The organism is Niveispirillum fermenti (assembly GCF_048066175.1).
GTDB classification, from domain to species: Bacteria; Pseudomonadota; Alphaproteobacteria; order Azospirillales; family Azospirillaceae; genus Niveispirillum; species Niveispirillum fermenti.
In genome coordinates this window covers 116,127-141,599 of record NZ_JBLTXA010000009.1, presented here as the reverse complement: position 1 = coordinate 141,599, position 25,473 = coordinate 116,127, and the positions used below count along the sequence as shown (strand labels likewise).

Here is a 25,473-nt window from a genome sequence, read left to right as displayed (position 1 = left end):
GTTCGGGGCGCCGTTGCGGCGGACCTTTGGTTCCTGATTGCCCTTTCGGCGGGCTGGCAATAGAATTGCCTGGCGAAGTTGCCATTAATGTCCTGATTGGGACAATATGATCCTTATCGGAAAATTCGTCAATGGAGTAGCTGCACTTGTCCTCTGCTCTTCCCACCCTCGGTGCGCTGCTGCGCGGCCTTCGTTCCCGCAAAGGCTGGACTCTCAAGGAGATGAGCGAGAAAAGCGGAATTCCTGTCTCCACCCTGTCGAAGGTGGAGCATGACCGGCTGACCCTGACCTATGACAAGCTGCAGCAATTGAGCCGGCGGCTGGGCCTTCGCATGTCGGAACTGTTTGCCGAGCCGGTGGGCGACCCGTCACCCGCCGCGGTGACGGCGCGGCGCAGCTTCGGGGATCTGGAACGTGCCATCCGGGTCGAAACCGACAATTACGATTACTATTATCTCTGTACTGAGCTGCGCCGGAAGCGGATGATCCCGGTCCTGACCAAGATCAGGGCGAAGACATCGAAACAGTTCGGTCAGCTTGTCCACCATTCCGGGGAGGAGTTCATTTTCGTCCTGAAGGGGCGTGTGGTGGTGAATACGGAATTTTATGACCCTGTCATCCTGGATCAGGGCCAATCCATCTATATCGACAGCACCATGGGCCATGCCTATCTGGTGGCAGAAGGGTGCGAGGAGGCGGAAGTGCTGGGCATCATGTCCAGTGCGGATGAGGAACTGATGCAGTCGCTTCTCTCCCTGCATGATGACCGGCCGTCTATGTGAGGAATGATCCTGATCAGGACTCTTTATGTCCCGTTCAGGCGCATGCCAGCATGGAGAAATTCACAGCTTGCCAAATGCGGGGGGCCCGGCTAATCACCTGTCCATGCATCGAGAGTCGGGCCGACGCCCGACACCAACCTGCTCCCGGGCAAGGTGGTGCCTCCCACAAGGAGGGATGTGGCCGGACCGGCAAAAAACGGGAAGCCCACGCGCGTCGTCACGTCACTCGAAGGCAGTCACCAGCCGGAAGGGACGTCGGACATGCAGCAATTTCCCCAGCAATTCGCCAGCGACAATTATGCCGGCATCTGTCCACAGGCCTGGGCCGCGATGGAAGCGGCCAACCAGGGCCATGTGCCGGCCTATGGCGACGATGTATGGACCGACCGCGCAGCAGACGCTTTCCGCACGCTGTTCGGCATCGATTGCGAGGTGTTTTTCGCCTTCAACGGCACGGCGGCCAATTCCCTGGCGCTGGCCGCCCTCTGCCAATCCTATCATAGCGTCATCTGCTCCTCGTCGGCCCATGTGGAGACCGATGAATGCGGTGCGCCGGAATTCTTCTCCAACGGGTCCAAGCTGCTGGTGGCCTCCACGCCGGACGGCAAGCTGACACCCAATGCCGTGCGCACGCTGGCCACCGGCCGGTCGGACATCCATTTCCCCAAGCCGCGCGCCGTCACCATCACCCAGCCGACGGAAACGGGGCTGGTCTATTCCATCGCGGAGATCAAGGCCATTTCCCAGGTCTGCCGCGAACTGGGCCTGCGCCTGCACATGGATGGCGCACGCTTCGCCAATGCCTGTGCGGCACTGGATTGTTCGCCGGCCGATATCACCTGGAAGGCCGGGGTGGATGTGCTTTGCTTCGGCGGTACCAAGAACGGCATGGCTGTGGGCGAGGCGATCCTGTTCTTCAACCGCGATCTGGCGCTTGATTTCGAATGGCGCTGCAAGCAGGCGGGCCAGTTGGCGTCGAAGATGCGCTTCCTGGCCGCCCCGTGGATCGGCATGCTGGAAAGCGGCGCCTGGCTGGACAATGCCCGCCACGCCAATGAATGCGCCTCACGGCTGGCAACGGCGGTGGCCGGGCTGGAGGGGGTTAAGACAGCCTATCCGGTGCAGGCCAATGCCGTGTTCGTGACGGCGCCGGCCCCGGTGCTGGAGGGGTTGCGGCAGCGGGGGTGGCGTTTCTACACCTTCATCGGCGGTGCCGCCCGTTTCATGTTCGCATGGGATGCGGACCCGGCACGGGTGACGGCCCTGATCGGGGATCTGCGGGTCGTGGCGGAACGAGAAGCCTGTCTGCTGTAATGCCAGCTTGTGATGAGTGGAACGCATTACAAGCTGGCACGGCGTTGACTGCCACAGCACCGCTCCTGCGCTGTCGCCAAGCTGCCGGATGGCAGCGCCGGCGATGGAGGGCGGTGATCAAAACCAAAAGGTTTACCGGGGGGCCGTCGGCCGTGACGGCAAAACAGCAAGAGAATTCCACGCATTTATTACTATGCGAAAAATTAAGAAAAAACTTTGACTTATACGACACAATTTCTCACCATGACGGCAATGGGAGGTGATTTCATGCAGTCATTTGACATCGTGATCGTTGGCGCCGGGATCGCTGGTGCCTCCATTGCGTCGGCTCTGGTGGATGCCGGTGTCGAGGGCGCGCGTATTCTGCTGGCCGAGCGCGAGGATTTTCCCGGCTATCACACGACCGGCCGGTCGGCTGCGCTCTACAGCGCGCTTTACGGAAACGAGACGGTCTGTGCCCTGACGGCAGCCAGCCGCGCCTTCTATCTGGCCCCGCCGCCGGGTTTCACCGACCATCCCCTGCTGACGCCGCGCGGCTGCCTCTATATCGCCGGTGAGGATGCGGTTGGCGAACTGGATGCGTTGGAGGCAACGGCGCAACGGGTGGGGGCCCGGACGACGCGGATGGGCGCCCATGAGGCGCGAGCCATGGTGCCTGTGCTGCGTGACGAACTTGTGTCTGCCGCCCTGTGGGAGAGGGAGGCGATGGATATCGATGTCCATAGCCTGCACCAGGGCTATCTGCGCCGGGCGCGGGCCGCGGGCGTGGTCCTGTCCACCGGTGCCGAACTGCGCGCGGCGGCAAGCGAGGGGGATGGCTGGGTCCTCACCTTCGGCAGCGCGAAGGTGCGGGCGGCGACCCTGGTCAATGCCGCCGGTGCCTGGGCAGACGAGGTGGCTCGCATCGCCGGGGTTCCCACGATCGGACTGATGCCGCTGCGGCGCACGGCCATCATGCTCGACCCGCCGGCCGGGGCCGACGTGCATCGCTGGCCGGCGGTTATCGATGCCGGCGGGTCCTTCTATTTCAAGCCCGATGCCGGAATGCTGCTGGCATCTCCGGCGGATGAGACCCCGTCGCCGCCCTGTGACGCGCAGGCCGATGAATGGGACATCGCCGTCTGCGTGGACCGGGTGCAGGCGGCGGCCGAACTGCCCGTGCGTCGCGTCGCGCGAAGCTGGGCCGGCCTGCGCAGTTTCGTGGCCGACCGCAGCCCGGTGGTGGGAAGGCCGGCGGCACATCCGGGCTTCTTCTGGTTCGCGGGACAGGGTGGCTATGGCATCCAGATGGGGCCGGCACTGGCGTTGACCGGCGCCTCGCTGTTGCTGACGGGGAAGGTGCCGGTGCCGCTGGCCGAACGGGGGGTGGATGTCGCAGCCCTGTCGCCGGACCGAAGCCAGTTGCGGCAGGCTGATTGATGGCAGCACTATACTATTTTGCGGTGATCAGAACCAAGAGGCTTTGATCACCACCCTCAATCGCCGGCGCCAACATTCGTTGGCTTGGCTGCGCCGCGCGAGCGGTGCTGTGACGGTCGCCGCCGGGCCAACTTGCGATGAGTTCCACTCATCGCAAGTTGGTATATCCAAATAACCAGAGAATCCCCGTAATCTCTTTTTTAAATCTCTGAAAATAAAGGAAAATATGAGGTCTCTACCGGGATTTTCTGAGGGGAGCGGTATATTACAGGCGGGCTTCACCTTGTCATCATATGCAGACGCCCCGGTGGATCACTCCACCGGGGCGTCTTCTTGTCGATCATTCGGCCAGGGGACCAGCCGGCCTGGAGGAACCTGCCGACTCCATGGTTTGCAGATTTTCCGAGCCCGCCCATCTGTGGGCGGAGTTCGGAAAATCTGCTTAGCAGGCGGGAAAGAAGCCCCCGGCCCTGGCGGGGCCGGGGGGTAAGTGATCGGCGGGATCAGTAATTCAGGCTGAAGCTTACCAGATGGTAGGTCACGATGAACCACAGCACGGCCAGGAACATCACCACCATCAGGCTGGCCCGGATGCGGGCCCACCAGCCGGCGGGCTGCCGCCACAGGTGCCAGGCCTGCCAGGCGGCGGGCACCAGACCCAGGACCGCCAGCAGAGCCGACAGTTGCAGCAGGCGCAGCAGCCAATCGATGGTGCCTTCCATCAGGGGCGTGATGGCCATCGTCATCACGGCGGTCATGCCGCCCAGTGCCACAACGGTCATCAGGCTGGCCGCGCGCACCAGCCGGTCGGCCAGCAACGGTTGGCCGGACAGGGGATGCGGCCGTCCATAACGGCGGCGCACCAGGGCGGCCACCGGCCACCACAGGGCGGTGAACAGGGCCAGAAACAGCGTGATGCCCAGGGCCGGCACGGTCCAGGCCTTGTTGGTGGCGGCGGGCACGGGTTCGAACACGAAGATGGCGGGATAATCGTCGGTGGTGATGGCGGTGACCCGACCTGATGCATCGGTGCGCGTATGCATCAGGCTGTCGGTGCCCACTTCCTGCCAACGATCGGGCGCCACTTCGCGCCAGCGCTTGGGCTTGCCCGCGAAATCGCGGAACAGGGTGAAGGAGGCGGTACCATCCTCGTTCGTCACCAGATCCCCCTGGCCGAACAGGTAGGTGAGGGAGAGCAGCGTGCTGTCGACGCGGCGGGAGGATTGGAAGGTGCCGCCCACCGGCACGGCGCGTTTGATCGTCTCGGCTGCCGGCGCCGGTGCTGCTGCGGGTTCGCGGGCCGGGAAGTAGCGGTCGGCGATCAGGGCGAGCAATTCGTCGCGGATCGGGCCGGGGGAGATGCCGTCGCCGGTGCTGTTCATGGAGATGAACAGGCCCACCCCCTCATCCAGCCAGAGTGCAAGGTCGCTGTGGAACAGCACCGTGTCGCCGCCATGGCCCATGATGCGGTAGCCGTTGCGGTTCTGCTCATAGAAACCCAGGCCCATGGCCAGTTGCTGGCCCGGCAGTGGCCGGTGATGCGGCTTCTGCATCTGGGCCAGGGTTTCCGGCTTCAGGATGCGGCCGTTCGGTCCTTCACCGCCATTCAGCAGCGCGATCATGAACCGGCCCATATCTGCACCGCTGGCCGACAGGGAGCCGGCGGGGGCCGGGTTGACGATCTCGAACGGCTGGGCCGGATCGCGGGAGGATTCATAGCCCTTGGCCATCAGGGGTGCCAGGTGGGCCGGCAGCGGCTGGGCCATGCTGGAATGGGGCATGCCGGCCGGCACCAGGATGTGCCGGTCGATGTAATCGGCAAAGGGTTCCCCGCTCAACCGCTGCACGATATAGCCCGCCAGCGCGGTGGCATAATTGGAATAGGCGGCGGTGGTGCCGGGCTTGAAGATGCGGGCCGGGATATGACCGGCCAGCAGCGTGCCCAGATCGGCGGGTGGCCCGCCCAGCACGATCAGGTCCTTCACCTTCTCCTCGAACCCCGCCGTATGGGTCATGAGATGGCGCATGGTGATCGGTTCGGCGAAGGTCGCCGGCAGCTTGAAATCAAGATACTGGTTGACGTCCGCATCCAGGTCCAGGCGCCCGGCCTCCACCTGCTGCATCACCGCGATCCAGGTGAACAGCTTGGAGATGGAACCCGGCCGGAACATCGTGGTTTCCGGGTCGATGGCCTGGCCCGTCTCCCGGTCGGCCACGCCATAGCCCTTGCCCAGCAGGATCTGTCCGTCCTTGACGATCGTGACCACGGCGCCGGCAATGTCGCCGCGCTTCAGGGCATAGGGCAGGAAGCCGTCGATCAGTGTTTCCACATCGCTGGCGGTCAGCGGATGGGTGGTGACGGGCGGGTCCTCCGCCGGGCTGGTGACGACGGGGGTGGGGTCGGGCACCTGCGCCAAGGCGGGGGCCACCGGCAGTGCCAGGGCCAGCGCCAGGGCCAGCCGTCCCCAGATGGGCTTCTTCGCGGTGACATGAGCCGTCTCATGCCGCTGGAGACCGGCACCCGCCGGCCCGCCCCCGCCCCCGCCCCCCCCGGCGCGGAACCCAAGCCGCCGGATGGCGGCAACCGGCGCCTGCGGGCGCCAAGCTGATATCAGATGTCTCATGTCCTCGTCCCTGTTCGGTCGTTGTGGTGGATTGCCTTTTCCCGGTTCTTCATACGTTTGTTCGGTCGGCCAGCGCCTGGCGCGTGCGCCGGTAGTGCGGCTTGGCCCGCCACAGCGCGGCGGCGGCCACCCCCAGCAGCGGCAGGCAGGTCAGCATGATGGAATAGCCCACGGCGTTGGGGTCGCCGAACACATGGTCGGTGGTCAGCGCCACCAATGTCGGCCCCATGCCAAGGCCGATGGCGGTGTAGAGAAAGGCCTGGATGGCCGTGGTCATGCCCCGCAGTTCCGACGGCACCAGATCCAGTATGGCGGCGATGCCGGTGCTGGCCCCGACGGCCAACAGGAAGGCGAAGAGCCCGAACAGCATCAGCAGCAGGGTATCGGACCCGCTGGCCGGGAACAGCAGACAGGGCACGGCCAGCGTCGTGGCCAGGGCGGCGATGATCAGCTTGCCGCCGGCCACGCCGCGCTGTTCCAGGAAATCGGCCAGGATGCCGCCCGACAGGGTGCCCAGGCCGGCCACCCCGATCAGGATGCCACCCAGCGCGGCGCCGGTTTCCGCCGCACTATAGCCATAGACACGCATCAGCAGCGATGGCGTCCAGCTATTGGTGCCGTAATCGACCAACTGGGTCAGGGTCAATCCGCCCAGCAGCAGGAAGAAGGTGGCGCGGTGCTTTCCCATGTAGCGCAGAAGTGGCCCCAGGCCCGTCGCGTCCTTGCCGCCCAGGCTTTCCCGCCGCTGCGGCTCCCTGATCGGCAGTACCAGGGCTGCCATCACCCCGCCGGCCAGCCCCAGCGTCACCAGCACCGCCCGCCATGGCGGCAGGTCGCCCAGGAAAGGCACGCCGCTCAGCGCGCCGCTGGCGAAAAGATCGATCAACACGCCGCCGGTCAGGGTGGCGGTGCCGCCGCCCATCACCATGCCGGCCAGGAAGATGCCCACCGCCGTGCCGCGCCGATGCGCGGGGAACAGGTCGGGTATCATCGACAGCGCGGCCGGTGCCAGGGCAGCCTCACCGATGCCCACCAGCACACGCGCCGCGAACAGTTGGCCGTAGCTCTGGGCCAGACCACAGAGCAGCGTGGCAAAGCTCCAGACCAGCACGCCGGCCAGGATCAGGTTGCGCCGTCCATGCCGGTCGGCATGACGGCCCATCGGCAGGCCGGCGAACGCATAGATGACCGCGAAGGCCGCCCCCTGCAGGAGGCTGACCTGGGTATCGGTGATCGCCATTTCCGCCCGGATCGGGCTGACCAAAAGGTTCAGGATCAGGCGGTCGGTATATGAGAGCATGGCGGCAAGGGCGAAGACGCCGATGGCGTACCATGCCTGCGGACTGGCCCCGGCCCGATCGGGCGGGATATCTGTGGCGACACCCATGGCACTTCTCCAGAATGACGAATATTTTTCTTATAAGAAAAATTTCGCCAATTGGGTATCGAATTATCAAATCCGGATGATGATAATCTGCTGTTGCTGTCCATCATGCTGTTTGCCCGCCGATCGGGCCAGACAGGCGGCTCCCCACTCAGGCGCCGGCGGCAAGCGGGTATGGTATGTATTCTGACATGGGCATCGATCCATCATTGCGGGTCGGTATAACCCGGCACGCGCAAACAACTGTCTGTCGGCCGGCCAGGTCGAGAATGATCATCGACGACCAGCCGGCGATCAATATAGGTCTGTATCGCTTCGATATGCCGCGCCTTTTCGGCCAGCTTGATGCGACCGTCCGGATGGTCGACCAGGCGAGAGCGGCAAAGATGAAATCGGCCGAGATGGCGTGGCAGATCAGCGGACAGGTGGGATAATCCACGGCCGTATGGAGATTAAGCTCGTGAAAATGCCCAAAGCCCGATAGTTTCGGGCGACAGGCATCTCTCACCCGGAATAGGCGTTCATTGTCTCCGCATATGTCAGCCTTGCGCTGCCTTTTCTTGATAGCGATGCACCACGGAATCCAGTTGGCACCGGAAGAGTTGCCGACAGGTGGTACGGACGATATCAAGAATTCCATTCTGCGCGCCATGCGTGCCGTCGGCCTGAAGGGCCGGGCGATCGACAATTGCAGTTGGGAGAAGGCGGGGGCCCTTGGCACTGCCTATCCCGCACTGGCGATACGCAAGGACGGCTCCTGGGTGGTGCTGGCCCAGGTGGTCACGGCTGCCGATGGTCAGCGCTTTGCCGCCGTGCTGGACCCGGCGACGGAGAAGGAAGGCGTCAAGCTGCTGACCCGCGAGCAGTTCATGGAGGAATGGGACGGCACGCTGGTCCTGTGCAAGCGCGTCTATGCGCTGACCGACGAGGAGCAGCCTTTCGGCTTCCGCTGGTTCATGCCCGAGATCGTGCGTCACGCCAAGCTGTTCCGGGGCGTGGCGGTGGCTGCCGTGATGGCCAACATCATCGGCCTGTGCATCCCGCTGCTGTTCCAGGTGCTGATCGACAAGGTGGTGGCGCACCAGAGCTATCAGACCCTGTTCGCCGTGGTGCTGATCTTCGTGGTGCTGACGCTGTTCGACGGGTTCTTCGGCTATGTCAGGCAGAACCTGATGCTGATCGCCTCGAACAAGATCGATGCGCGGCTGACATCGCGCACCTTCCGGCACCTGCTGGGCCTGCCGCTCGCCTTTTTCGAGACCAGCACGGCCGGCGTGCTTGTCCGACACCTGCAACAGACGGAAAAGCTGCGCCATTTCCTCACCGGCCGGCTGTTCCAGGTCCTGCTGGACGCCGCGACCCTGCCGATCCTGTTGATCCTGCTGGTCTTCTATTCCGGCACCCTGACCGCCGTGGTGCTGGGCTTCTCGGCGGCGATCGCCTGCGTCATCGGCGCCATGGTGCCGAAATACCGGACCGAGTTGAACAGGCTCTACGAGACCGAAGGGGCCCGGCAGGCCCATCTGGTGGAAACCATCCACGGCATGCGCGCGGTGAAGTCGCTGGTGCTGGAGCCGATCCGCCAGCGCGCCTGGGACGGCAAGGTGGCGAAGGCCGTGCATCAGCACGCCGCGGTGGGCCGCGTCAGCGCATTGGGAAGCGTGCTGACCGGCATGCTGGAAAAGCTGATGCAGATCAGCGTTCTGGCCATCGGTGCCGTTGAGGTGTTCAACGGTCAGCTCAGCCTGGGCGCGCTGATCGCCTTCAACATGCTGTCCAGCCGCGTCACGGGACCGCTGGTGCAGATCGTCGCCCTGATCAATGAGTATCAGGAGGCGGCCCTGTCGGTGAAGATGCTGGGCAACGTGATGAATACGCCGCCGGAACGGTCCGGCCGCACCCGGTCGGCCCGCCCGGCCATCACCGGACAGATGGTGTTCGAAGGCGTCACCTTCCGCTACAGCGCCGGGTCAAACGCGGCCCTTCAGCGCGTTTCCTTCGCCGTGGAGGAGGGGCAGGTTATCGGTATCGTCGGCCGGTCCGGTTCCGGCAAGACGACGGTCACCCGGCTGATCCAGTCGATCCATACGCCGCAGGATGGCATCATACAGTTGAACGGCGTCGATCTGCGCCATATCGACCTCAACCATCTGCGCCGGTCCATCGGCGTGGTGCTGCAGGACAACCTGCTGTTCCGCGGCACCATCCGCGACAATATCGCCGCCGCCCGGCCGGATGCGCCCCTGGCGGAAATCCTGGAGGCGGCGCGCATGGCGGGGGCGGATGAGTTCATCAACCGGCTGCCCATGTCCTATGACACCTTCGTGGAGGAGAATGCCTCCAACTTCTCCGGCGGCCAGCGTCAGCGCATCGCCATCGCCCGTGCCCTGCTGACCCGGCCGCGCCTGCTGATCTTCGATGAGGCGACCAGCGCGCTGGACCCGGAAAGCGAGGCCATCGTGCAGCGGAACCTGGCCGACATCGCCCGCGGCCGCACGATGATCATTGTCTCCCATCGCCTTTCCTCCCTGGTGACGGCGGACAGGATCCTGGTGCTGGAGCAGGGCGAGGTGGTGGATTTCGCCCCACATGGGGTATTGCTGGAACGGTGCGATATCTATCGCCATCTGTGGCAAACCCAGACGCAGCACATTCAATGAGCGGGTCCCTGAAAAAACTGGTGCCGGCCATCATCCGGCGTCGCATGGCCCAGCCGGCGGCCCCATCGGTGGCGCCGGAGGCACTGCCCTTCCAGGAGGACCTGGAGGAGATCATCGCCGCCCCGCCGCCGCGCCTGCTGGGCGCGCCGCACCTGGCGGTGGCGGGGCTTTTCCTGCTGATCCTGTTTATTGCCGCTGTTGTGGACGTGGATGTGATCGTCGCCGGCAACGGGCGGCTGGTGCCGGACAGCCCGGCCATCGTGCTGCAGCCCCTGGACCGGTCGGTCGTCCGGGAGATCAATGTGCGGCCGGGCGACAAGGTGACGCGCGGGCAGGTCCTGGCGCGGCTGGACGCCACCTTCTCGCTGGCCGACCGCGCCAGCCTGACCGCGCAGCAGAGCGCCCTGTTCGCCCAGTTGCGCCGTCTGGAGCAGGAGGCGGCGGGCAAGCCGCTGACCCAGGACATGGAGCAGGCCGTTGACGGCGACTTGGCGTTGCAGGCCAACCTCTACCGCCAGCGCCGTGCCCAATACGCCTCCAGTCTGGCCGCACTGGACGGTGAGATCGCCAGCCTGCAGGCCGGATTGCGCACGGCGGAGGATGACCGCGCCTCGCTCAGCGAGCAGTTGGCGGTGGCAAAGGACGTTGAGCGCCTGCGCGAGGAACTGTTCCGCGGCCAGACCGGGTCGCGCCTGCAATTGCTGGATGCACGGGCGACCCGGCTGGAGGTGGAGCGCAGCCAGCAGAGCACGATCAACAAGCTGTCCGAACTGCGGTCCAGCCTGACCGCCAAGCAGGCGGAACGGCAATCCTTCATCGACCAGTGGCAGCGTCAGTTGCTGGAGGAACTGGTGAAGGCCCGCAGTGAGGCGGTACAGGTCGACGAGGCGCTGACCAAGGCCGTGCGCATCAACGATCTGGTGGAACTGGTGGCGCCACAGGACGGCGTGGTGCTGGAAGTGGCCAGGCGTTCCACCGGCTCGGTGGCGCGCGAGGCGGAGGCGCTGATCACCATGGTGCCCAGCAATGTGCCGCTGATCGCCGAGATCACCGTGCGCTCCGCCGATGTCGGCTACACCAAGCCGGGGGACGAGGTGGCGGTGAAGGTCGACGCCTTCCCCTTCCAGCGCCACGGCATGGTCAAGGGCCGCCTGCTGTCGGTCAGCGAGGAATCCTTCGCCATCAATGCCGCGCCTGAACAGACGGATGCCGAGCGCGCACCAAGGCTGGCCGATGCCGGTGCCGTCCATCGCGGGCGGATAGAGTTGCTGTCGACCGAATTGAAGAACCTGCCGGAGGATGTGGGGCTGACGCCGGGCATGACGGTGCGGGCGGAAATCAAGGTCGGCAAGCGCAGCGTACTGTCCTATTTCCTTTATCCCATCACCCGCGGGCTCAGCGAGGCGATCCGGGAGCCGTGACGCGGGCGGGGGGGTGACGGCCTGCCGCGTCAGCTGCCGGGGCTCCCGTTCCCGCCGCTGGCAACCATGCGGGCCACCGTGCTGGTCGTGCTGAAACCGGCCTGCAGGTCGGCCAGCAGCACGCGGCCACCATGGGACTGCACGAAATCGGCCCCGACCACCTGATCGACCCGGTAATCGGCGCCCTTGACCAGCAGGGCGGGGCGGAGGGCCTGGATCAGGTCCAACGGCGTATCCTCGGCAAAGGGAACCACCAGATCGACCACCTGCAGCGCCGCCAGCACGGCGGCCCGTGCCTGCAATGGCTGGATCGGCCGCTGCGGCCCCTTCAGCCGGCGGACCGATGTGTCGTCATTGATGCCGACAACCAGGCGGTCACAGGCTGCCCGCGCCTGGCGCAGCAATGACAGATGGCCGGGATGCAGCAGGTCGAAGCAGCCATTGGTGAAGCCGACGACCAGCCCGCCTTCCCGCCATTGCGCCGTGCGTGCCGCCGCCAGCGGCCGGTCGGCGATCTTGGCGGCAACGGGGTCCCCGGCCTCCTGCTGGTGCAGCGTCAGGGCCAGTTCCCCCGGCGTCACCTGGGCCGTCCCCAGCTTGCCCACCACGATGCCGGCCGCAACATTGGCCAGCCGCGCCGCAACGGTCAGCGGCACCCCGCGCGCCAGGGCGCAGGCCAGCAGCGCCGCCACGGTATCGCCGGCGCCCGACACGTCGAACACTTCCCGCGCCTGGGCGGGCAGATGTTCGGCACCATCGGCCGTGACGACGGACATGCCGTGTTCGCTGCGCGTGACGATGATGGCACCAATGCGGTGGCGTCCGATCAGGCTGCGGGCGGCTGTGACCACCTCCTCATCCCCATCACAGGGGAGACCGCTGGCCTGACGCAATTCCCCCAGGTTGGGCGTGACCAGATCGGCCCCGGCATAACGGCCGAAATCATGGCCCTTCGGATCGACGATCACAGGCTTTCCGGCGCCGTGCGCGGCAGCGATCAGGCGGGGGGCCATGTCGCCGGCCAGCACGCCCTTGGCATAATCGGACAGCAGCAGCACATCGAAGCCCGGCAACACGGCCCCCACGCCGGTCAGCAGCGCCTCGGTCTCTGCCGGTGTCGGTGGCGCTATCTCCTCCTCATCCAGCCGCAGCATCTGTTGCTGACGGGCCACGATGCGGGTCTTCACCGTGGTCGGCCCGGCGGCCCGGCGGCCCAGGCGGGTGGTGGCACCGGGCAGGGCCGCCACCAGGTCACCGATCCTGTCGCCCGCCGCGTCGGCACCGACCAGCGCCGCCAGCAATGTGGTGGCCCCCAGGCTGGCGGCGTTGGCAGCGACATTGCCGGCGCCCCCCAGCATTTCCCGCCGGTGATGCAGCTTCAGCACCGGTACAGGCGCCTCGGGGGAGATGCGGTCGATATCGCCATAGACGAAACGGTCCAGCATCACGTCGCCGACAATGGCGACCCGCGCGCCGGCCAGGGCGGCGGCTATATCCGTCAGGACGGGGGACGCGCGTTCTGGCTCGGTCATTCCGGTCGGTCGCCTGCAATTCCGGTGGGGGCCGTGGGACGACGGCACCATCTGCCTTGCTGTATAGCGCTCCGGCCTGGCTCAGGCCAGCCACAAGCCGCTGTCAGGCGTGCATGTCCATGTCCGGCCGCACCGGATCGCCGGGTCCGGTGGCCGGACCTTCGGCCCAGGTCCGCCATATCCGGCGATAGGCCTGCTCCACCTGTCGGGCGAAGCCGTAGGGATCGCACAGGGGGCTGTTCCGCATGCGCGCCCGCAGCCCCCGCCGCAATGCCGCCAGCCGGTCCCTGTCCGCAGCCAGTCCGGCGGCGATGTCGATATAGCTGTTCGTATCCGCTGCAACCAGATCATCCAGGCCGCAGCGGTGCAGGATGCTGGAAGTGACGCGGGCGACATGGTGGCCGCCCTGCAGGGTCACCACCGGCACCCCCATCCACAGCGCCTCGCAACTGGTCGTCGTGCCGTTGTAGGGGAAGGGGTCCAGGGCGATATCGATGCCATCATAGGCGCGCAGATGGTCGCCCTGGTCGGGTGTATGAAGCATCAGTTCAAACCGGTCGGCAGCGATGCCCTGTGCGGTGAAAAGGGCGCTGTAGCGGGAATGGGTGGTGGGGTCGGCGAAGGAACGGCTTTTCAGGACCAGCCGCGCATCCGGCACGCGCTGCAGAAGCGCTGCCCAGACCGCCACCACTTCGGCCGATATCTTGGCATTGTTGTTGAACGACCCGAAGGTGACATGCCCGTTCCTGTGGGCGGGAAGGTCGGGGCTGAAGCCGGTGTCCCGCAGCGGGCGGAAACAGAGGAAGCCATCCTCCAGCCGTACCAGCTTTTCCATATGCCAGCGGTCGGTCACGCCCGGCGGGTCGGCAATCGCATCGGTCAGACGGTAATCCATCGCCGCCATGCCCGTGCCGTCCGGATAGCCCAGCCAGGAAACCTGCACCGGGGCGGCCCGGCGGGCGAAGATCAGCGGACGGCAGTCGCAGGTATGGCCCGCCACATCCACCAGGATATCGATGCCATCGGCCCGGATGCGCTCCACCGCCTCCTCATCCAACAGGCCGGTCAGCGGGAACCAATGGCCGGTAATGGCCTGGAACCGCGCGGTGGTTTCATCACGGCGCCGGGAGGTGGGATAGCAGAATATCTCAACCGCGCCGCGATCATGACCGCGCAGCAGCGGTTCCAGAAAGCAGGAAACGGCATGGCCGCAGAAATCCGGCGAGACATAACCGATGCGCAACCGCCGGTCGGGATCACGGTCATTGGAAAAAGATGGTGCCACCGCAGGGGCCAGGGGGGCGGCGTGGCGCTCCCCCCAATGCCGGTGGGCGCGGAAGATGACCTCTGGCGGGACATGCGGTGAATAATGCAGGGCGAACAACAGGTTGGAATGCAGCACGGGCAGGTGCGGATGCTGTTCCAGCCCGTGCTGCAGAAGGGTGATGGCCTCCGTCACCCGGCCCTGTTCCTTCAGCACCTCGCCCAGATTGACGTAAGGCTGCGGCAGGTGGGGCTGCAGGCGCAGGGCGGTGCGGTAGCATTCCATGGCCCGCGTCAGTTCCGCTGCCGATTTATGCAGGTCGCCCAGGTTGCTGTGGGCTTCGCCCATGTCGGGTTTCAGGCGGATGGCGCGGTGATAGGCCCCCCTGGCGGCATCGGTGGCGTGCAGGTTGCGGAATATGTTGCCCAGATTGAACCAGGCCTCGGCATAGTCGGGGCGCAGGCTGACGGCCAGCATGCCGACCTTGGCAGCCTGCGCATCCTGCCCCATGTCGGACAGCACGCAGGTCAGGTTGTTGTAAAGGTGGGCGTCTTCGGGGTTGGCATTCAACGCGCGCCGGTAGCAGGCGACCGCCTCCTCCCATCGCCGCTGCACCCGCAGCAGGATTGCCAGATTGTTGTTGGCGAACGGATGATCCGGGTTTTCCGCCAGCACCGTGCGGTAAAGGCGTTCCGCCTGCATCAGGTTGCCGGCCTTATGCTGGTCCAGCGCGGCGGTGAAGAGATCGGTCACGGTATCGTCCTGTCGGTAACGCCGGCTCAATGGCGCAGCAGCCCGGCATCCGCCAGGATGCGGCGCAGTTTAAGTGCTGCCTGGTTCCAAGTGAAGTTGTCCAGCAGATGGGCCGCGGCATCCGGCAATTCTGAATCGCGGCCCCGGATGATATCAGACAGGATGGATGCCGCCGCATCCTCGTCCGGCTCCCACCAGTCAAGCCCGAAGAACGGCTCCCAGGGTTCACGGCTATAGGGCAGGTGGGCCGGACCGATACCGCAGGGGATCATCCGGGCGAAGCGCGCATCCAGGTAATCCAGATAGGCGCTGTGGGCCGGGGCGATCAGGCCCAGCCCCATCGCGCCGGCCTTGGACAGCGGCAGATCCCAGCCCTCGCCATGCGACAGGCTCCAGTAATAATTGGCGGTGCGGAACAGGCCGGTCATTTCCGCCTCGCTCAACGGCTGGTCGATCAGCACGATGGGGGCGGCCTCGGCGAAGCTGCGGCCGACATGGGCCTGGGTCTGGCGCACGATGGCTTGCAGGTGGCGACGCGCGCTTTCGGTGCCCCCCTTGCCGGGCTTCAGGATCAACACGGCGTCATCGTCCCGCCGCGTCGTCCGCAGCCAGACCCGCAGCACCCCATCCAGGTTCTTGCGCGGAATGGCGTCTGACACGTTGAGGAAGCGGTGGCGGTAACTGTCGACCCGGCGGCCGGCGCTGGTGACCAGGGTCAGGGCGGGGGCCTCGGCCGCCGCCGGTTCCGCATCCACACCCAGCGGACAGACGCGGATGCGATCCTCCGGATAGCCTTGTGATGCCCAGGCGATGCGGGACGATTCGGTCGGCACGATCACGAGGTCGGCTGACAGGCTCTGCCGCGCCCAGCTCTTTGAGATACGCGGCCCCTCGAACATGGAATAGAGGATCGTGGTCAGGCCGGGGATCGGCTCCACCGCCAGCGGGACCATGATGTTGATGGCGGCCTTGGACCCGACCGGGGCCTCAAGCGGCTCCTCCCCCCAGGTTTCGTGCCCGAAGACACCCACGACCTGCATCGGCACGCCCTGCTTGCGCAGTGTCTGGATATAGCGGCGACCCATATGGGCATAGCCGCTGCTGGTGGAGAAGGGGCCGCGCAGCAGCAGCCCGTCGCCGGGGCCGGGCCCCCGTGCCGCGGCCGACTGGCTGGCGGTGTGGTAGCGCTGGCAGCGCAGGGCATGCCGGCCGGCATCCTCGTGACCGGGGTTCAGGCGCAGGGCGCGGCGCAGTGGATGCAGGGCGGCATATACCTGCCCCTGTCGCAGCAGGGCGCCTGCCCGCTGCACATAGGGATGGGGATCGTCGGGGTTCAGGGCGATGGCGGCATCCAGCGCGCGGATCGTCCGTTCCAGATCATGCGGTGCCCAGGCCAGGGACTGGTTGATGCGGATGGTCTTGTCGTTCGGCGCAAGACGGGCGGCCCGGTCGGCCAGCCGGGTGGCCCCCTCGCGATCCCCCCGCCAGGTCAGCGACAGCGCCCCCAGCCGGTCAAACGCGGCGGCGCTGGCGGGGTTCAGCACCACAAGATGGCGCAGGTAATGCCAGGCGGCCTTCTGGTCGCCGGCATTGTAGAGACCGATGGCCAGATTGGTGACCAACCCCTCATGCTCCGGCCATTGCCGGACCGCTTTCAGCAGCACCTGCAGGCCCTCGTCCGCCTGCTGTGCGCTGATCAGGCAGACAGCCAGGAGGTTGTGAGTCAGCGGGTCGCCAGGAGCGCTGGCCGCCGCCAGCCGGGCGGCCGCCAGCGCCGCATCCGTGCGACCCGCCCGGTGATGGGCGACGGCTTGGTCATAGGCGTCCATCCGCTTTACCTGTAGGGATCGGGTTGTGACAGGAAACGGCCCACATAGTCGGCGACCCCGTCCTCCAGCCCCGTCATCGGCATGTGGTAGCCGGCGGCGCGCAGCCGGCCCAGATCGGCCTGGGTGAAATACTGATATCGGTCGCGCAGGCTTTCAGGCATCTCGATATAGTCGATCGCCGGCTCCCGTCCGACGGCCTGGTAAAGGGCCGCGATCAGGTCGTTGAAGGAACGGGCCTGACCGGAGCCGACATTGAAGATGCCACTGACCCCTGGATTGTCCAGCAGCCATAGCACGACATTCACCGCATCACGGACATGGACGAAATCGCGCAACTGGCCGCCATCGGGATAATCAGGCCGGTATGACCGGAACAGCCGCACCCGCCCGCCGCCCGCCGCGATGGCGTGGTTCCTGGCCACCACGCTCATCATCCCGCCCTTGTGATATTCGTTGGGGCCGTAAGCGTTGAAGAATTTCAGGCCCGCCCATTGCGGCGGATGGCGCCGGCCCCGGCGCATCTGGTCGACCACATGGCGGTCGAAGGCCAGCTTCGACCAGCCATAGGCGTTGAGCGGGCGCAGGCGGGCCAGTGCGGCAGGATCATTATCATCGGAAAAGCCGTGGGCTCCATCGCCATAGGTGGCCGCCGACGAGGCGTAGATGAAGGGCACCCCCCGCTGGGCGCACCAGTTCCACAACAGGGTGGAAAGCCTGATATTGGTCTCCACGATCAGGTCGGCGTCGGTTTCCGTGGTGGTGGAGACGGCACCCATATGGATGATGGCCTTCACCAGACCGGCATTGTCCGCCAGATAGCGCGGCAGGTCGGGCGGGGCCACGAAGCCGGCGATCAGGTGCCTGGCAAGATTGCGCCATTTGTCGTCATGGCCCAGCCGGTCGCAGACCACGACCTCTTCCCCGCGCGCAGCCAGCGACGCCGCGATGTTGGAGCCGATGAAGCCGGCGCCGCCGGTGATGATGGTCAGGGCGGCGGTCATGGGCCTGTTACCCTCTGTTGGTGCTTGGCATTTCCGCTCATCGGGCCGCCTCGATGAAGCTCTCGGCGAAGTTCCGCCAGGTCCGGTCGATCCGGATGAAAATCTTGGCCCGGTCGGCCATGGCACGCGCGGCCCTGCGGTTTTCGTACAGGCTTTCCAGGTGCGCCACTATCTCGTCCACCGACGAATGGGACCAGCCACGGCGCCGGTCCGCCTCCTCCGTAACGGGTGTCTGCTGCCGCAGCGCCAGGCAATGGTCATCCCGGATCAGGTCGCGGTGGCCGGTATTGTCCGACAGGATTACCGGCACGCCGCAGGCCATCGCCTCCATGGCCACCAGATTGGTCGCCCCCTCGCAGCGGTTGGGGAAGATGGCGGCATGGCATTCGGCCAGGATGGGGGCGATCTGCGGACGCACGATGAAGCCCAAATCGACGAAGGCGTCATGCGACACCCCATGCGCCGCCGCCCATTCGGCGATGCGCAGCTTGCCCGTGGCCGGATCGATGGCCGGCGCCCGGTCGATCAGGGGTGACTGGGCGATGTCGGCGGAGGTATGCGGCCAGGCATTGTGCCAGGCGGTCACCAGCAGCGCGTCGGGATGGCGGGCGTGGAAGATGCCGAACGCCGCCAGAACCAGATCCTGGGCCTTGCGATATTCAAGCTTGCCGCCGGAGAATACAACGAACCGGTCGCCGAACCGGCCGGTGCGCGGCAGCAGCGGCATTTCCGTGGGATCGACCCCCTGCAGCGCGACCCTGACATCATCGAACCCGTGGGACACCAGCAGGTCGTGATTATAGGTGGAATGGACGATGATGCGGTCATACCGGCGTGCCCGCCCCAGCACCTCGGCATCGAACAGCGTATCCTCGAACGCGATGACCCCGATATTGCCCTCCCCCTGGTAAAGGTCGGAAGGCGGCCCGTGATTGAAACCGTTGCCCAATGCATGCAGCGCCACGCAATCATGCAGCCGCAGCGCCCGCCCGCCATGCTTGGCCGACAGGGCGCTGATCTGTTCATAGCCATGGACCAGTTCGCGAAGCTTCTCCTGTGTGGACGGGCGCATGCTGATAAGGGCAGGCTTTTCCAGCAGCAGGGGCGGCTGTTTGCGGTCCATCAGGCAGAGTGCCGTATGGACGCCGACCAGCCCCCAGCCGTGGATCTCGGTCAGTTGCCACGTCAAAGCCAGAGTCTGCACCAAACCATAACTCCCGACACGATTGCCCCGGCATGACGGAGCAGGGGCCGACGGCACCATGGCACTGGTCGCCCCCCAACGGCAATGCCGGCAAACATCGCCGTAAAGCTTATCGCAGACGTGCGGCGCCATTGCCCGGACCCCGGGCGACCCGCCATATCCCCGCCGCCGTTGCCAGCAGCAGCACGGTAGCAATGGCGATGACGCCGTTGAAGGCCTGGTCGAACGCGCTGCGTGCCAGGGCGGCCACCTGTTCCGCCTGGGGTGCCGTCAACCGCCCCGCGGCGATCAGCGCCTCGTCCAGGCTGTCGGCCGCCCGAGGGGCGATGGGCGTGCCAGCCGGCAAGGCGGGTTGATCAGCGGCGGGCAGGCTGTCCCGGCGGGGCCGTGCTGTCGCGTACCACCAGTTCGTGTGCGAAGAAGGGCAGGTGCGGCGGTGCATCCCGCGACCGGCTGGCCGCGACGATATAGGTGGCCGCCGCCGCCCCCATGGCGATGATCGGCTGACGCACGGTGGTCAGGGCCGGCCATATGGCGGACGCCATGCTGATATCATCGATGCCGGCCACCGACAAATCCGCCGGGACGCCCAATCCCTGCTGCTGTGCCAGGGCCATGACACCAATGGCCATGCTGTCATTCGCGGCGAAGATGGCCGTGGGGCGCGGGTCGAGCGCCAGAAGCTCCCCGCCGGCCACCCGTCCCGATGCCCGCGTGTAATCGCCGTTGCGTACCAGATCGGGATCGAAGGTACCGGCCGCCCTCATGACATCGCGGAACGCCTGCAGGCGCAGTTCAGCCGAACCGAAATTCGGGCGGCCACCGATGAAGCCGATACGGCGGTGTCCCAGTTCCAGCAGATGGCGCGTCATCTCGGCGCTGGCGCGGTAATCGTCGATGCGCACCATGGCGGGCAGGGCCGGCAGTTCCACGCCGGGACTGACCCGCACATAATGGCCGCGCCGTTCCGTCAGCACACGCAGCAGGCGCGGGTCGTCGGCAAGGCCCGGCATGATGACGAATCCATCCACGGCCGGCATCGAGATGATCCGCGCCGCCCGCTCGGCAAAACCCGCATCCGTCATTTCCAGCGGTTCGACCAGCAGATGGAACCCGGCCGCCCGTGCCGCGGTCACCGCCCCCACCTGCAGGCCCGCGATATATTCATTCTGCAGGGATACGTTCGGTTCCTCCGGATAGGTGCCGAACACAAAGGCCATCATGAAGTTGCGGGATGCTGAAAGACTGCGGGCCGACAGGTTGGGCGAATAGTCCAGCGATGCCACCGCCGCCATCACACGCTCCCGTGTGGCGGGGCTTGCCTTGGGCTCCCCGTTCAGCACGCGCGAAACCGTCTTGATCGACACGCCAGCCACGCGGGCCACATCATGGATGGTGGGTTTGCTCACGAGAGGGGGCGCTCCGGCCAAATCCTTGTTGACGCTTGCTTCTACCCTATCGGGACCGGCACAGGCAACAGAGGGGACAACGTTGGACATTTTCTGCTTGCGGCAGGATGGTTATCAATGGTAACAGAATTTCCAGCCGGAAGAGAGAGACCCGGTTATTTTCGGAACGGCAGGGACAACGTTGTCCCTACAAGAATGCCGACCGTAAGCGAGAGCCCCAAAAGGGGACGGTATCCTGGGGAGATGACAATGAACCTATCCGCACGCGCCGTTACCGCAACCTGACGCCCCAGCGCGTCAGCGGCCGGTCCCTGTCTGCATCCATCCGCACGGACTTTCCGTTCCGGAAATGACCGGCCGTCGCCCGACGGGCGCCGGATGATCCTTGCTCGCTTCCCATAACCAAAAGACCAAATGGGAGTGGACCTTATGCGCAACTATTCATTGATGGTCGGGGCTGCCATCGTGGCCATGGCGCCCGGCCTGTCGGCGGGGGCACAGACGGCGGAGACTGTCCTGCAACTGGACGAAATCGTCGTAACGGCCCAGCGCCGCGCCGAGAATCTTCAAAAGACGCCGCTGGCCGTATCGGCCGTGACGGGGGAGGGGCTGGAAAGTGCGGGCGTGAAAAGTGTCGTCGACCTGTCGGCGACCGTCCCCAGCCTGCAGATCACCAATACGGGCGGCGGTGCGTCGCAGATTTTCATGCGCGGCATCGGCAGCACGAACGTGACAGAGGTGGGGGACCCTGCCGTCGCCTATCATATCGACGGCATCTATATCGCCCGTGCCACGGCCACCGGTGCCTTGTTCTATGATATCGACCGGGTGGAGGTGCTGCGCGGGCCGCAGGGCACGCTCTATGGCCGTAACGCGACCGCGGGTGCCATCAACGTCATCACCAGAAAGCCGACCCAGCAGTTGGAAGGCTCTGCCGCGGTGGAATTCGGCAATTACGACGCGCTGACCACCAGCGGCGTGCTGAACGTGCCGCTGGGCGATACGTTCGCGGTGCGTGCCGCGTTCCAGACCACGCGCCACGACGGCTATCAGAAGTCGATCACGCCCGGCCCGCAGGCCGGCAACGACAAGGACAGCCAGGATGACAAGTCCGCCCGCCTTCAGGCGCTGTGGACCCCGGCGGAGAACCTGTCCATCAACCTGCGGGCCGACTGGCTGGCCCGTGGGGGCACTGGCGGCGGTGATGTCGCCTATCCCATGGAAACCGGCGACCCGCGCACTATCCTGTCGCGCGTCAATACCTATCGCGACAACACCTATTGGAGCGCCGGGACCGAGATCAATTATGACCTGGATTTCGCCCAACTGACCTATCTGGTCGGTTTCAATTCGGCCAAGGATGACCGCGTGGGCGAGAACCCCTCCACCCACGCCCCCAATTATTTCTACGGCCTTGACGAGACATGGTCGCATGAACTGCGCCTGGGCGGGGAGACGGACCGGCTGAAATGGGTGATCGGCGCCTATTACTTCAAGGAAGACAATGATGTCGATTTCCGTATCTTCCTGGCAGACGATAATTACCTGAGCTTCATCCAACCGGATGTCTTCGCCTCCACCAAGGCGGTCTTCTCCCAGGTGACATGGTCGGCAACCGATGAACTGCGCTTCACGGGAGGCCTGCGCTATACCAAGGACCGCAAGGGCCGCAATGGCGGCACCTATTTCACCAACAATGCCGGCGCCGTCACCGGCACGGTGACGCTGAACGTGTCCGACAATAGCTGGGACCGCGTCAACTGGCGGGCCGGTGTCGATTATGATCTGTCGGAAGACAGCATGCTCTATGCCAATGTCGCCACAGGCTACAAGGCCGGCGGCTATTTCGACGGGATGGAGCCGAATGATTACAAGCCGGAAACCATCACCTCCTATGAACTGGGCGTGAAGAACCGGTTGCTGGACAACCGGCTGCAACTGAACGCCTCGGCCTTCTACTATGATTATCGCGATTTCCAGATTTCGGCCATCGGCACCATCGCCGGGCAGGATGCCACCGTCACCCTGAATGCCGACAAGGCGGAGATCTATGGTCTTGAACTGGAAACCGACTATCTGCTAACAGCGTTCGACCGTATCGACGCCAGCCTGTCCTGGCTGCATGCGCGATACAAGAAGTTCCTGCTGCCCCGTGGCGATGCCTTTTCCAACAATGTGGCCAATGCCGGCATCGCGCGCTGCTACACTGCCGACTACACTGCACCCGCCCCGCGCGCGGCCGATTTTTCCGGCTGCCATATGGCGCGCACGCCGGAATGGTCGATCAATCTGGGCTATCAGCACGAGTTCGAGATGGCCGACGGCGCCAGTCTGACGGCGCGCGTACAGACCCACTACGAATCGTCCAAGTATCTGGAATATCACGGGTTCCTGGAGAACAAGCAGGGTGATTTCACCCGTACCGACCTCACGCTCACCTATAAGCCGGCCGAGGATGCCTGGACGGTCATGGCCTTTGTTCGCAATCTGGAGAATGACGACATCCGCACGACGTCCAGCCCCAATGCGACCGCGGGTGTAGCCACCAATGGCACGGGTGATTTCTACGCCCCGCCGCGCACCTACGGCGTGCGCCTTGGTATCGACTTCTGATCTTCCTCCGGCGCGGGCCCGCCCGCGCCTTTTTTTCTCCAAAGACATTCCCCTGGAGGCCTTGATGAATATCCACCGTTTGTTCAGGAGTGGTCTGGCTGCCGGATTATGTGTCACGGCGTTGGGCACGGGGCTGCATGCGGCAGGTGCCAAGGATTGGCGTGACAGCACATTGTCGCCCGATGAGCGGGCCCGGCTGCTGGATGCGGAATTGACCCTGGATGAGCGCATCGGCCTGCTGCACGGGCCCATGGCGCTGCCTTTCAAGGTCGAGAAGCTGCCCGCCGACGCCATCGGCGGTGCCGGCTATATTCCCGGCGTGCCCCGCCTGGGTATCCCGGCCTTGAAGGAAACCGACGCCAGCCTGGGCGTGACCAACCCCATGAGCATCCGGCCCGGCGACACGGCCACGGCCCTGCCGTCCGGCCTGGCGTTGGCCGCCAGCTTCAATCCCAAGCTGGCCCATGATGGTGGCGCCATGATTGCGAAGGAGGCGGTGGCCCGGGGCTTCAACGTCCTGCTGGCCGGTGGCGCCAATCTGGCCCGGGACCCGCGCAATGGCCGCAATTTCGAATATCTGGGGGAAGACCCGTTGCTGGCCGGCACCCTGGCCGGCGAAAGCATCCGGGGCATCCAGTCGCAGAACATCATCTCCACTATCAAGCATCTCAGCCTGAACGGCCAGGAAACCAACCGCCACTGGGCCAATTCCGTCATCGGGGAGGCGGCGCATCGGGAAAGCGACCTGCTGGCCTTTCAGATCGCCATCGAGAAGGGGCAGCCCGGCTCCGTGATGTGCGCCTACAATCTGGTGAATGGCGACTATTCCTGCGGCAGCGATCATCTGCTGAACAAGGTGTTGAAGGGCGATTGGGGCTATAAGGGCTGGGTCATGTCGGACTGGGGGGCGGTCCACGCCACCGACTACGCCGCCAGGGGCCTGGATCAGCAGTCGGGCGAACAGCTGGATGATCAGGTCTGGTTCGGTGAACCGCTGAAACAGGCGGTGGCCGCCGGTTCCATACCGGAAGCGCGCCTGTCCGACATGTCGCGCCGCATCCTGCGTTCCATGTTCGCCGCCGGCCTGTTCGAGGCGAAGCCGGCGCCCGCCATCGATAGCATCGCCCATGACGCCATCGCCAGACAGGTGGCCGATGAAGGCATCGTGCTGCTGGCCAACAAGGGCATCCTGCCCCTGGCGCCCGGCGTGAAGAAGGTGGCGGTGATCGGCGGCCATGCCGATAGCGGTGTCCTGTCGGGTGCCGGTTCGTCACAGGTGACCAGCCATGGCGGCAACCCGATTGTCATTCCGGTGGGGGGCGAGGGGTTCATGGCGGCCTGGCTGCGGCAGGCCTTCCACAATTCCTCTCCGCTGAAGGCGCTGCGGGCTGCATTGCCGGATGCCACCGTCAGCTTCAATGACGGCCGATACCCGCAAGCGGCCGCAGCCCTGGCCCGGGATGCCGATATCGTCATCGTCTTTGCCAACCAATGGATGTCCGAAGGGCTGGATGCCTATGATCTGTCCCTGCCGCAGGGTCAGGACCAGTTGATCGAGGCGGTGGCCGCCGCCAATCCAAACAGCATCGTTGTCTTGCAGACAGGCGGCCCCGTCCTGATGCCCTGGCTGGACAAGGTCGGCGGCGTCGTCGCAGCCTGGTACAGCGGGCAGAAGGGGGGCGAGGCCATTGCCGATATCCTGACCGGCAAGGTCAATCCGTCCGGCCGCCTGCCCGTCACCTTCCCGGCCAGCCTGGACCAGTATCCGCGCCCGACCCTGCCGGGCTGGGGCCTGCCGGAAAAACAGCAGTTCGATGTGGTGTATGAGGAGGGTTCGGACGTGGGGTACCGCCGTTTCGCGGCAAAGGGCATGAAGCCGCTGTTTCCGTTCGGTCATGGCCTGTCCTACACGACCTTCACCTATGACAAGCTGCGGGTGAAGGGTGGCGAGACGCTGACCGTCAGCTTCGAAGTGACGAATACCGGCAGGTTGCAGGGCAAGGACGCGCCGCAGATCTATCTGGCCGGTGCCGCCGGCAAGCCGTTGCGCCGCCTGATCGGGTTCGAGAAGATCGACCTGAAGCCCGGTGAGCGCCGCACCGTCACCGTCAAGGCCGACCCGCGCCTGCTGGCCCATTTCGATGAGGCCGGGCGCCAATGGCGCATCGATGGCGGTGATTATGACGTGGCCGTCGGCCCGTCCGCCGCACAGACCGTGCTGTCGGGCAAGGCCCGCGTCAGCCAGCGCACGCTGAAGCCGTAAG

Annotated in this window: 17 protein-coding genes and 1 riboswitch; of the genes, 8 read left to right on the top strand and 9 right to left on the bottom strand. The window is 65.4% G+C overall.

Translation table 11 applies throughout. The features are described 5' to 3' along the window. The first annotated feature begins 146 nt into the window (after window positions 1-146). From ACM9LZ_RS11850 to ACM9LZ_RS11840, 3 genes are all read left to right on the top strand, one after another. Entirely contained in the window at window positions 147-782 is a 636-nt protein-coding gene (locus tag ACM9LZ_RS11850; RefSeq protein ID WP_416619675.1) for a helix-turn-helix domain-containing protein, read from the top strand. A 100-nt stretch (window positions 783-882) separates the two neighbouring features. Beyond that, a riboswitch (SAM-I-IV-variant riboswitch) is annotated at window positions 883-989 on the top strand. Between the two features lie 54 nt (window positions 990-1,043). Then, window positions 1,044-2,096 carry a threonine aldolase family protein gene (locus ACM9LZ_RS11845; protein ID WP_416619674.1) on the top strand — a complete coding sequence of 351 codons (1,053 nt, stop codon included), beginning with the start codon at window positions 1,044-1,046 and terminating at the stop codon, window positions 2,094-2,096. Between the two features lie 267 nt (window positions 2,097-2,363). Continuing rightward, complete coding sequence (locus ACM9LZ_RS11840) at window positions 2,364-3,515, top strand: NAD(P)/FAD-dependent oxidoreductase (protein ID WP_416619673.1); 1,152 nt, start codon at window positions 2,364-2,366, stop codon at window positions 3,513-3,515. 503 nt (window positions 3,516-4,018) lie between these two features. Here ACM9LZ_RS11840 and ACM9LZ_RS11835 read toward each other — a convergent pair. Both ACM9LZ_RS11835 and ACM9LZ_RS11830 read right to left on the bottom strand, forming a co-directional pair. Further along, window positions 4,019-6,139: a serine hydrolase domain-containing protein gene (locus tag ACM9LZ_RS11835; protein WP_416619672.1), complete on the bottom strand. Its 2,121-nt coding sequence runs from the start codon at window positions 6,137-6,139 to the stop codon at window positions 4,019-4,021. A 49-nt stretch (window positions 6,140-6,188) separates the two neighbouring features. Next, the gene (locus ACM9LZ_RS11830; RefSeq protein ID WP_416619671.1) at window positions 6,189-7,526 is read right to left on the bottom strand and encodes an MFS transporter; all 1,338 of its coding nucleotides are present in this window, start codon (window positions 7,524-7,526) and stop codon (window positions 6,189-6,191) included. A gap of 266 nt (window positions 7,527-7,792) precedes the next feature. Between ACM9LZ_RS11830 and ACM9LZ_RS11825 the strand changes: the two genes are divergently transcribed. The 3 genes from ACM9LZ_RS11825 (at window position 7,793) to ACM9LZ_RS11815 (ending at window position 11,604) form a co-directional block, all read left to right on the top strand. After that, window positions 7,793-7,957, top strand: a complete 165-nt coding sequence (locus ACM9LZ_RS11825; protein ID WP_416619670.1) for a hypothetical protein — start codon at window positions 7,793-7,795, stop codon at window positions 7,955-7,957. Between the two features lie 135 nt (window positions 7,958-8,092). Continuing rightward, window positions 8,093-10,183 carry a peptidase domain-containing ABC transporter gene (locus ACM9LZ_RS11820; RefSeq protein ID WP_416619669.1) on the top strand — a complete coding sequence of 697 codons (2,091 nt, stop codon included), beginning with the start codon at window positions 8,093-8,095 and terminating at the stop codon, window positions 10,181-10,183. Continuing rightward, window positions 10,180-11,604, top strand: a complete 1,425-nt coding sequence (locus ACM9LZ_RS11815; protein ID WP_416619668.1) for an HlyD family type I secretion periplasmic adaptor subunit — start codon at window positions 10,180-10,182, stop codon at window positions 11,602-11,604. The genes ACM9LZ_RS11820 and ACM9LZ_RS11815 overlap by 4 nt, the downstream gene beginning before the upstream one ends. 29 nt (window positions 11,605-11,633) lie before the next feature. Here ACM9LZ_RS11815 and rfaE1 read toward each other — a convergent pair whose 3' ends face one another. The 7 genes from rfaE1 to ACM9LZ_RS11780 all read right to left on the bottom strand — a co-directional run bounded on the left by rfaE1 (window position 11,634) and on the right by ACM9LZ_RS11780 (window position 20,596). Then, the gene (gene rfaE1, locus ACM9LZ_RS11810) at window positions 11,634-13,136 is read right to left on the bottom strand and encodes a D-glycero-beta-D-manno-heptose-7-phosphate kinase (protein ID WP_416619667.1); all 1,503 of its coding nucleotides are present in this window, start codon (window positions 13,134-13,136) and stop codon (window positions 11,634-11,636) included. 103 nt (window positions 13,137-13,239) lie between these two features. Continuing rightward, entirely contained in the window at window positions 13,240-15,153 is a 1,914-nt protein-coding gene (locus ACM9LZ_RS11805) for an O-linked N-acetylglucosamine transferase, SPINDLY family protein (protein WP_416619666.1), read from the bottom strand. 26 nt (window positions 15,154-15,179) lie between these two features. Beyond that, window positions 15,180-16,982, bottom strand: a complete 1,803-nt coding sequence (locus ACM9LZ_RS11800) for a hypothetical protein (RefSeq protein ID WP_416619665.1) — start codon at window positions 16,980-16,982, stop codon at window positions 15,180-15,182. Window positions 16,983-16,987: 5 nt separating this feature from the next. After that, the gene (rfaD, locus tag ACM9LZ_RS11795) at window positions 16,988-17,971 is read right to left on the bottom strand and encodes an ADP-glyceromanno-heptose 6-epimerase (protein WP_416619746.1); all 984 of its coding nucleotides are present in this window, start codon (window positions 17,969-17,971) and stop codon (window positions 16,988-16,990) included. Between the two features lie 49 nt (window positions 17,972-18,020). Then, window positions 18,021-19,187, bottom strand: coding sequence for a glycosyltransferase family 4 protein (locus ACM9LZ_RS11790; RefSeq protein WP_416619664.1), 1,167 nt, complete (start codon window positions 19,185-19,187; stop codon window positions 18,021-18,023). A 109-nt stretch (window positions 19,188-19,296) separates the two neighbouring features. After that, the gene (locus ACM9LZ_RS11785; protein WP_416619663.1) at window positions 19,297-19,533 is read right to left on the bottom strand and encodes a hypothetical protein; all 237 of its coding nucleotides are present in this window, start codon (window positions 19,531-19,533) and stop codon (window positions 19,297-19,299) included. A 10-nt stretch (window positions 19,534-19,543) separates the two neighbouring features. After that, on the bottom strand, window positions 19,544-20,596 hold the full coding sequence (locus tag ACM9LZ_RS11780; RefSeq protein WP_416619662.1) for a LacI family DNA-binding transcriptional regulator: 1,053 nt from the start codon (window positions 20,594-20,596) through the stop codon (window positions 19,544-19,546). Window positions 20,597-21,025: 429 nt separating this feature from the next. Between ACM9LZ_RS11780 and ACM9LZ_RS11775 the strand changes: the two genes are divergently transcribed. Beyond that, window positions 21,026-23,209, top strand: coding sequence for a TonB-dependent receptor (locus ACM9LZ_RS11775; protein ID WP_416619661.1), 2,184 nt, complete (start codon window positions 21,026-21,028; stop codon window positions 23,207-23,209). Window positions 23,210-23,273: 64 nt separating this feature from the next. Then, complete coding sequence (locus tag ACM9LZ_RS11770) at window positions 23,274-25,472, top strand: beta-glucosidase family protein (RefSeq protein WP_416619660.1); 2,199 nt, start codon at window positions 23,274-23,276, stop codon at window positions 25,470-25,472. Window position 25,473 lies beyond the last annotated feature (1 nt).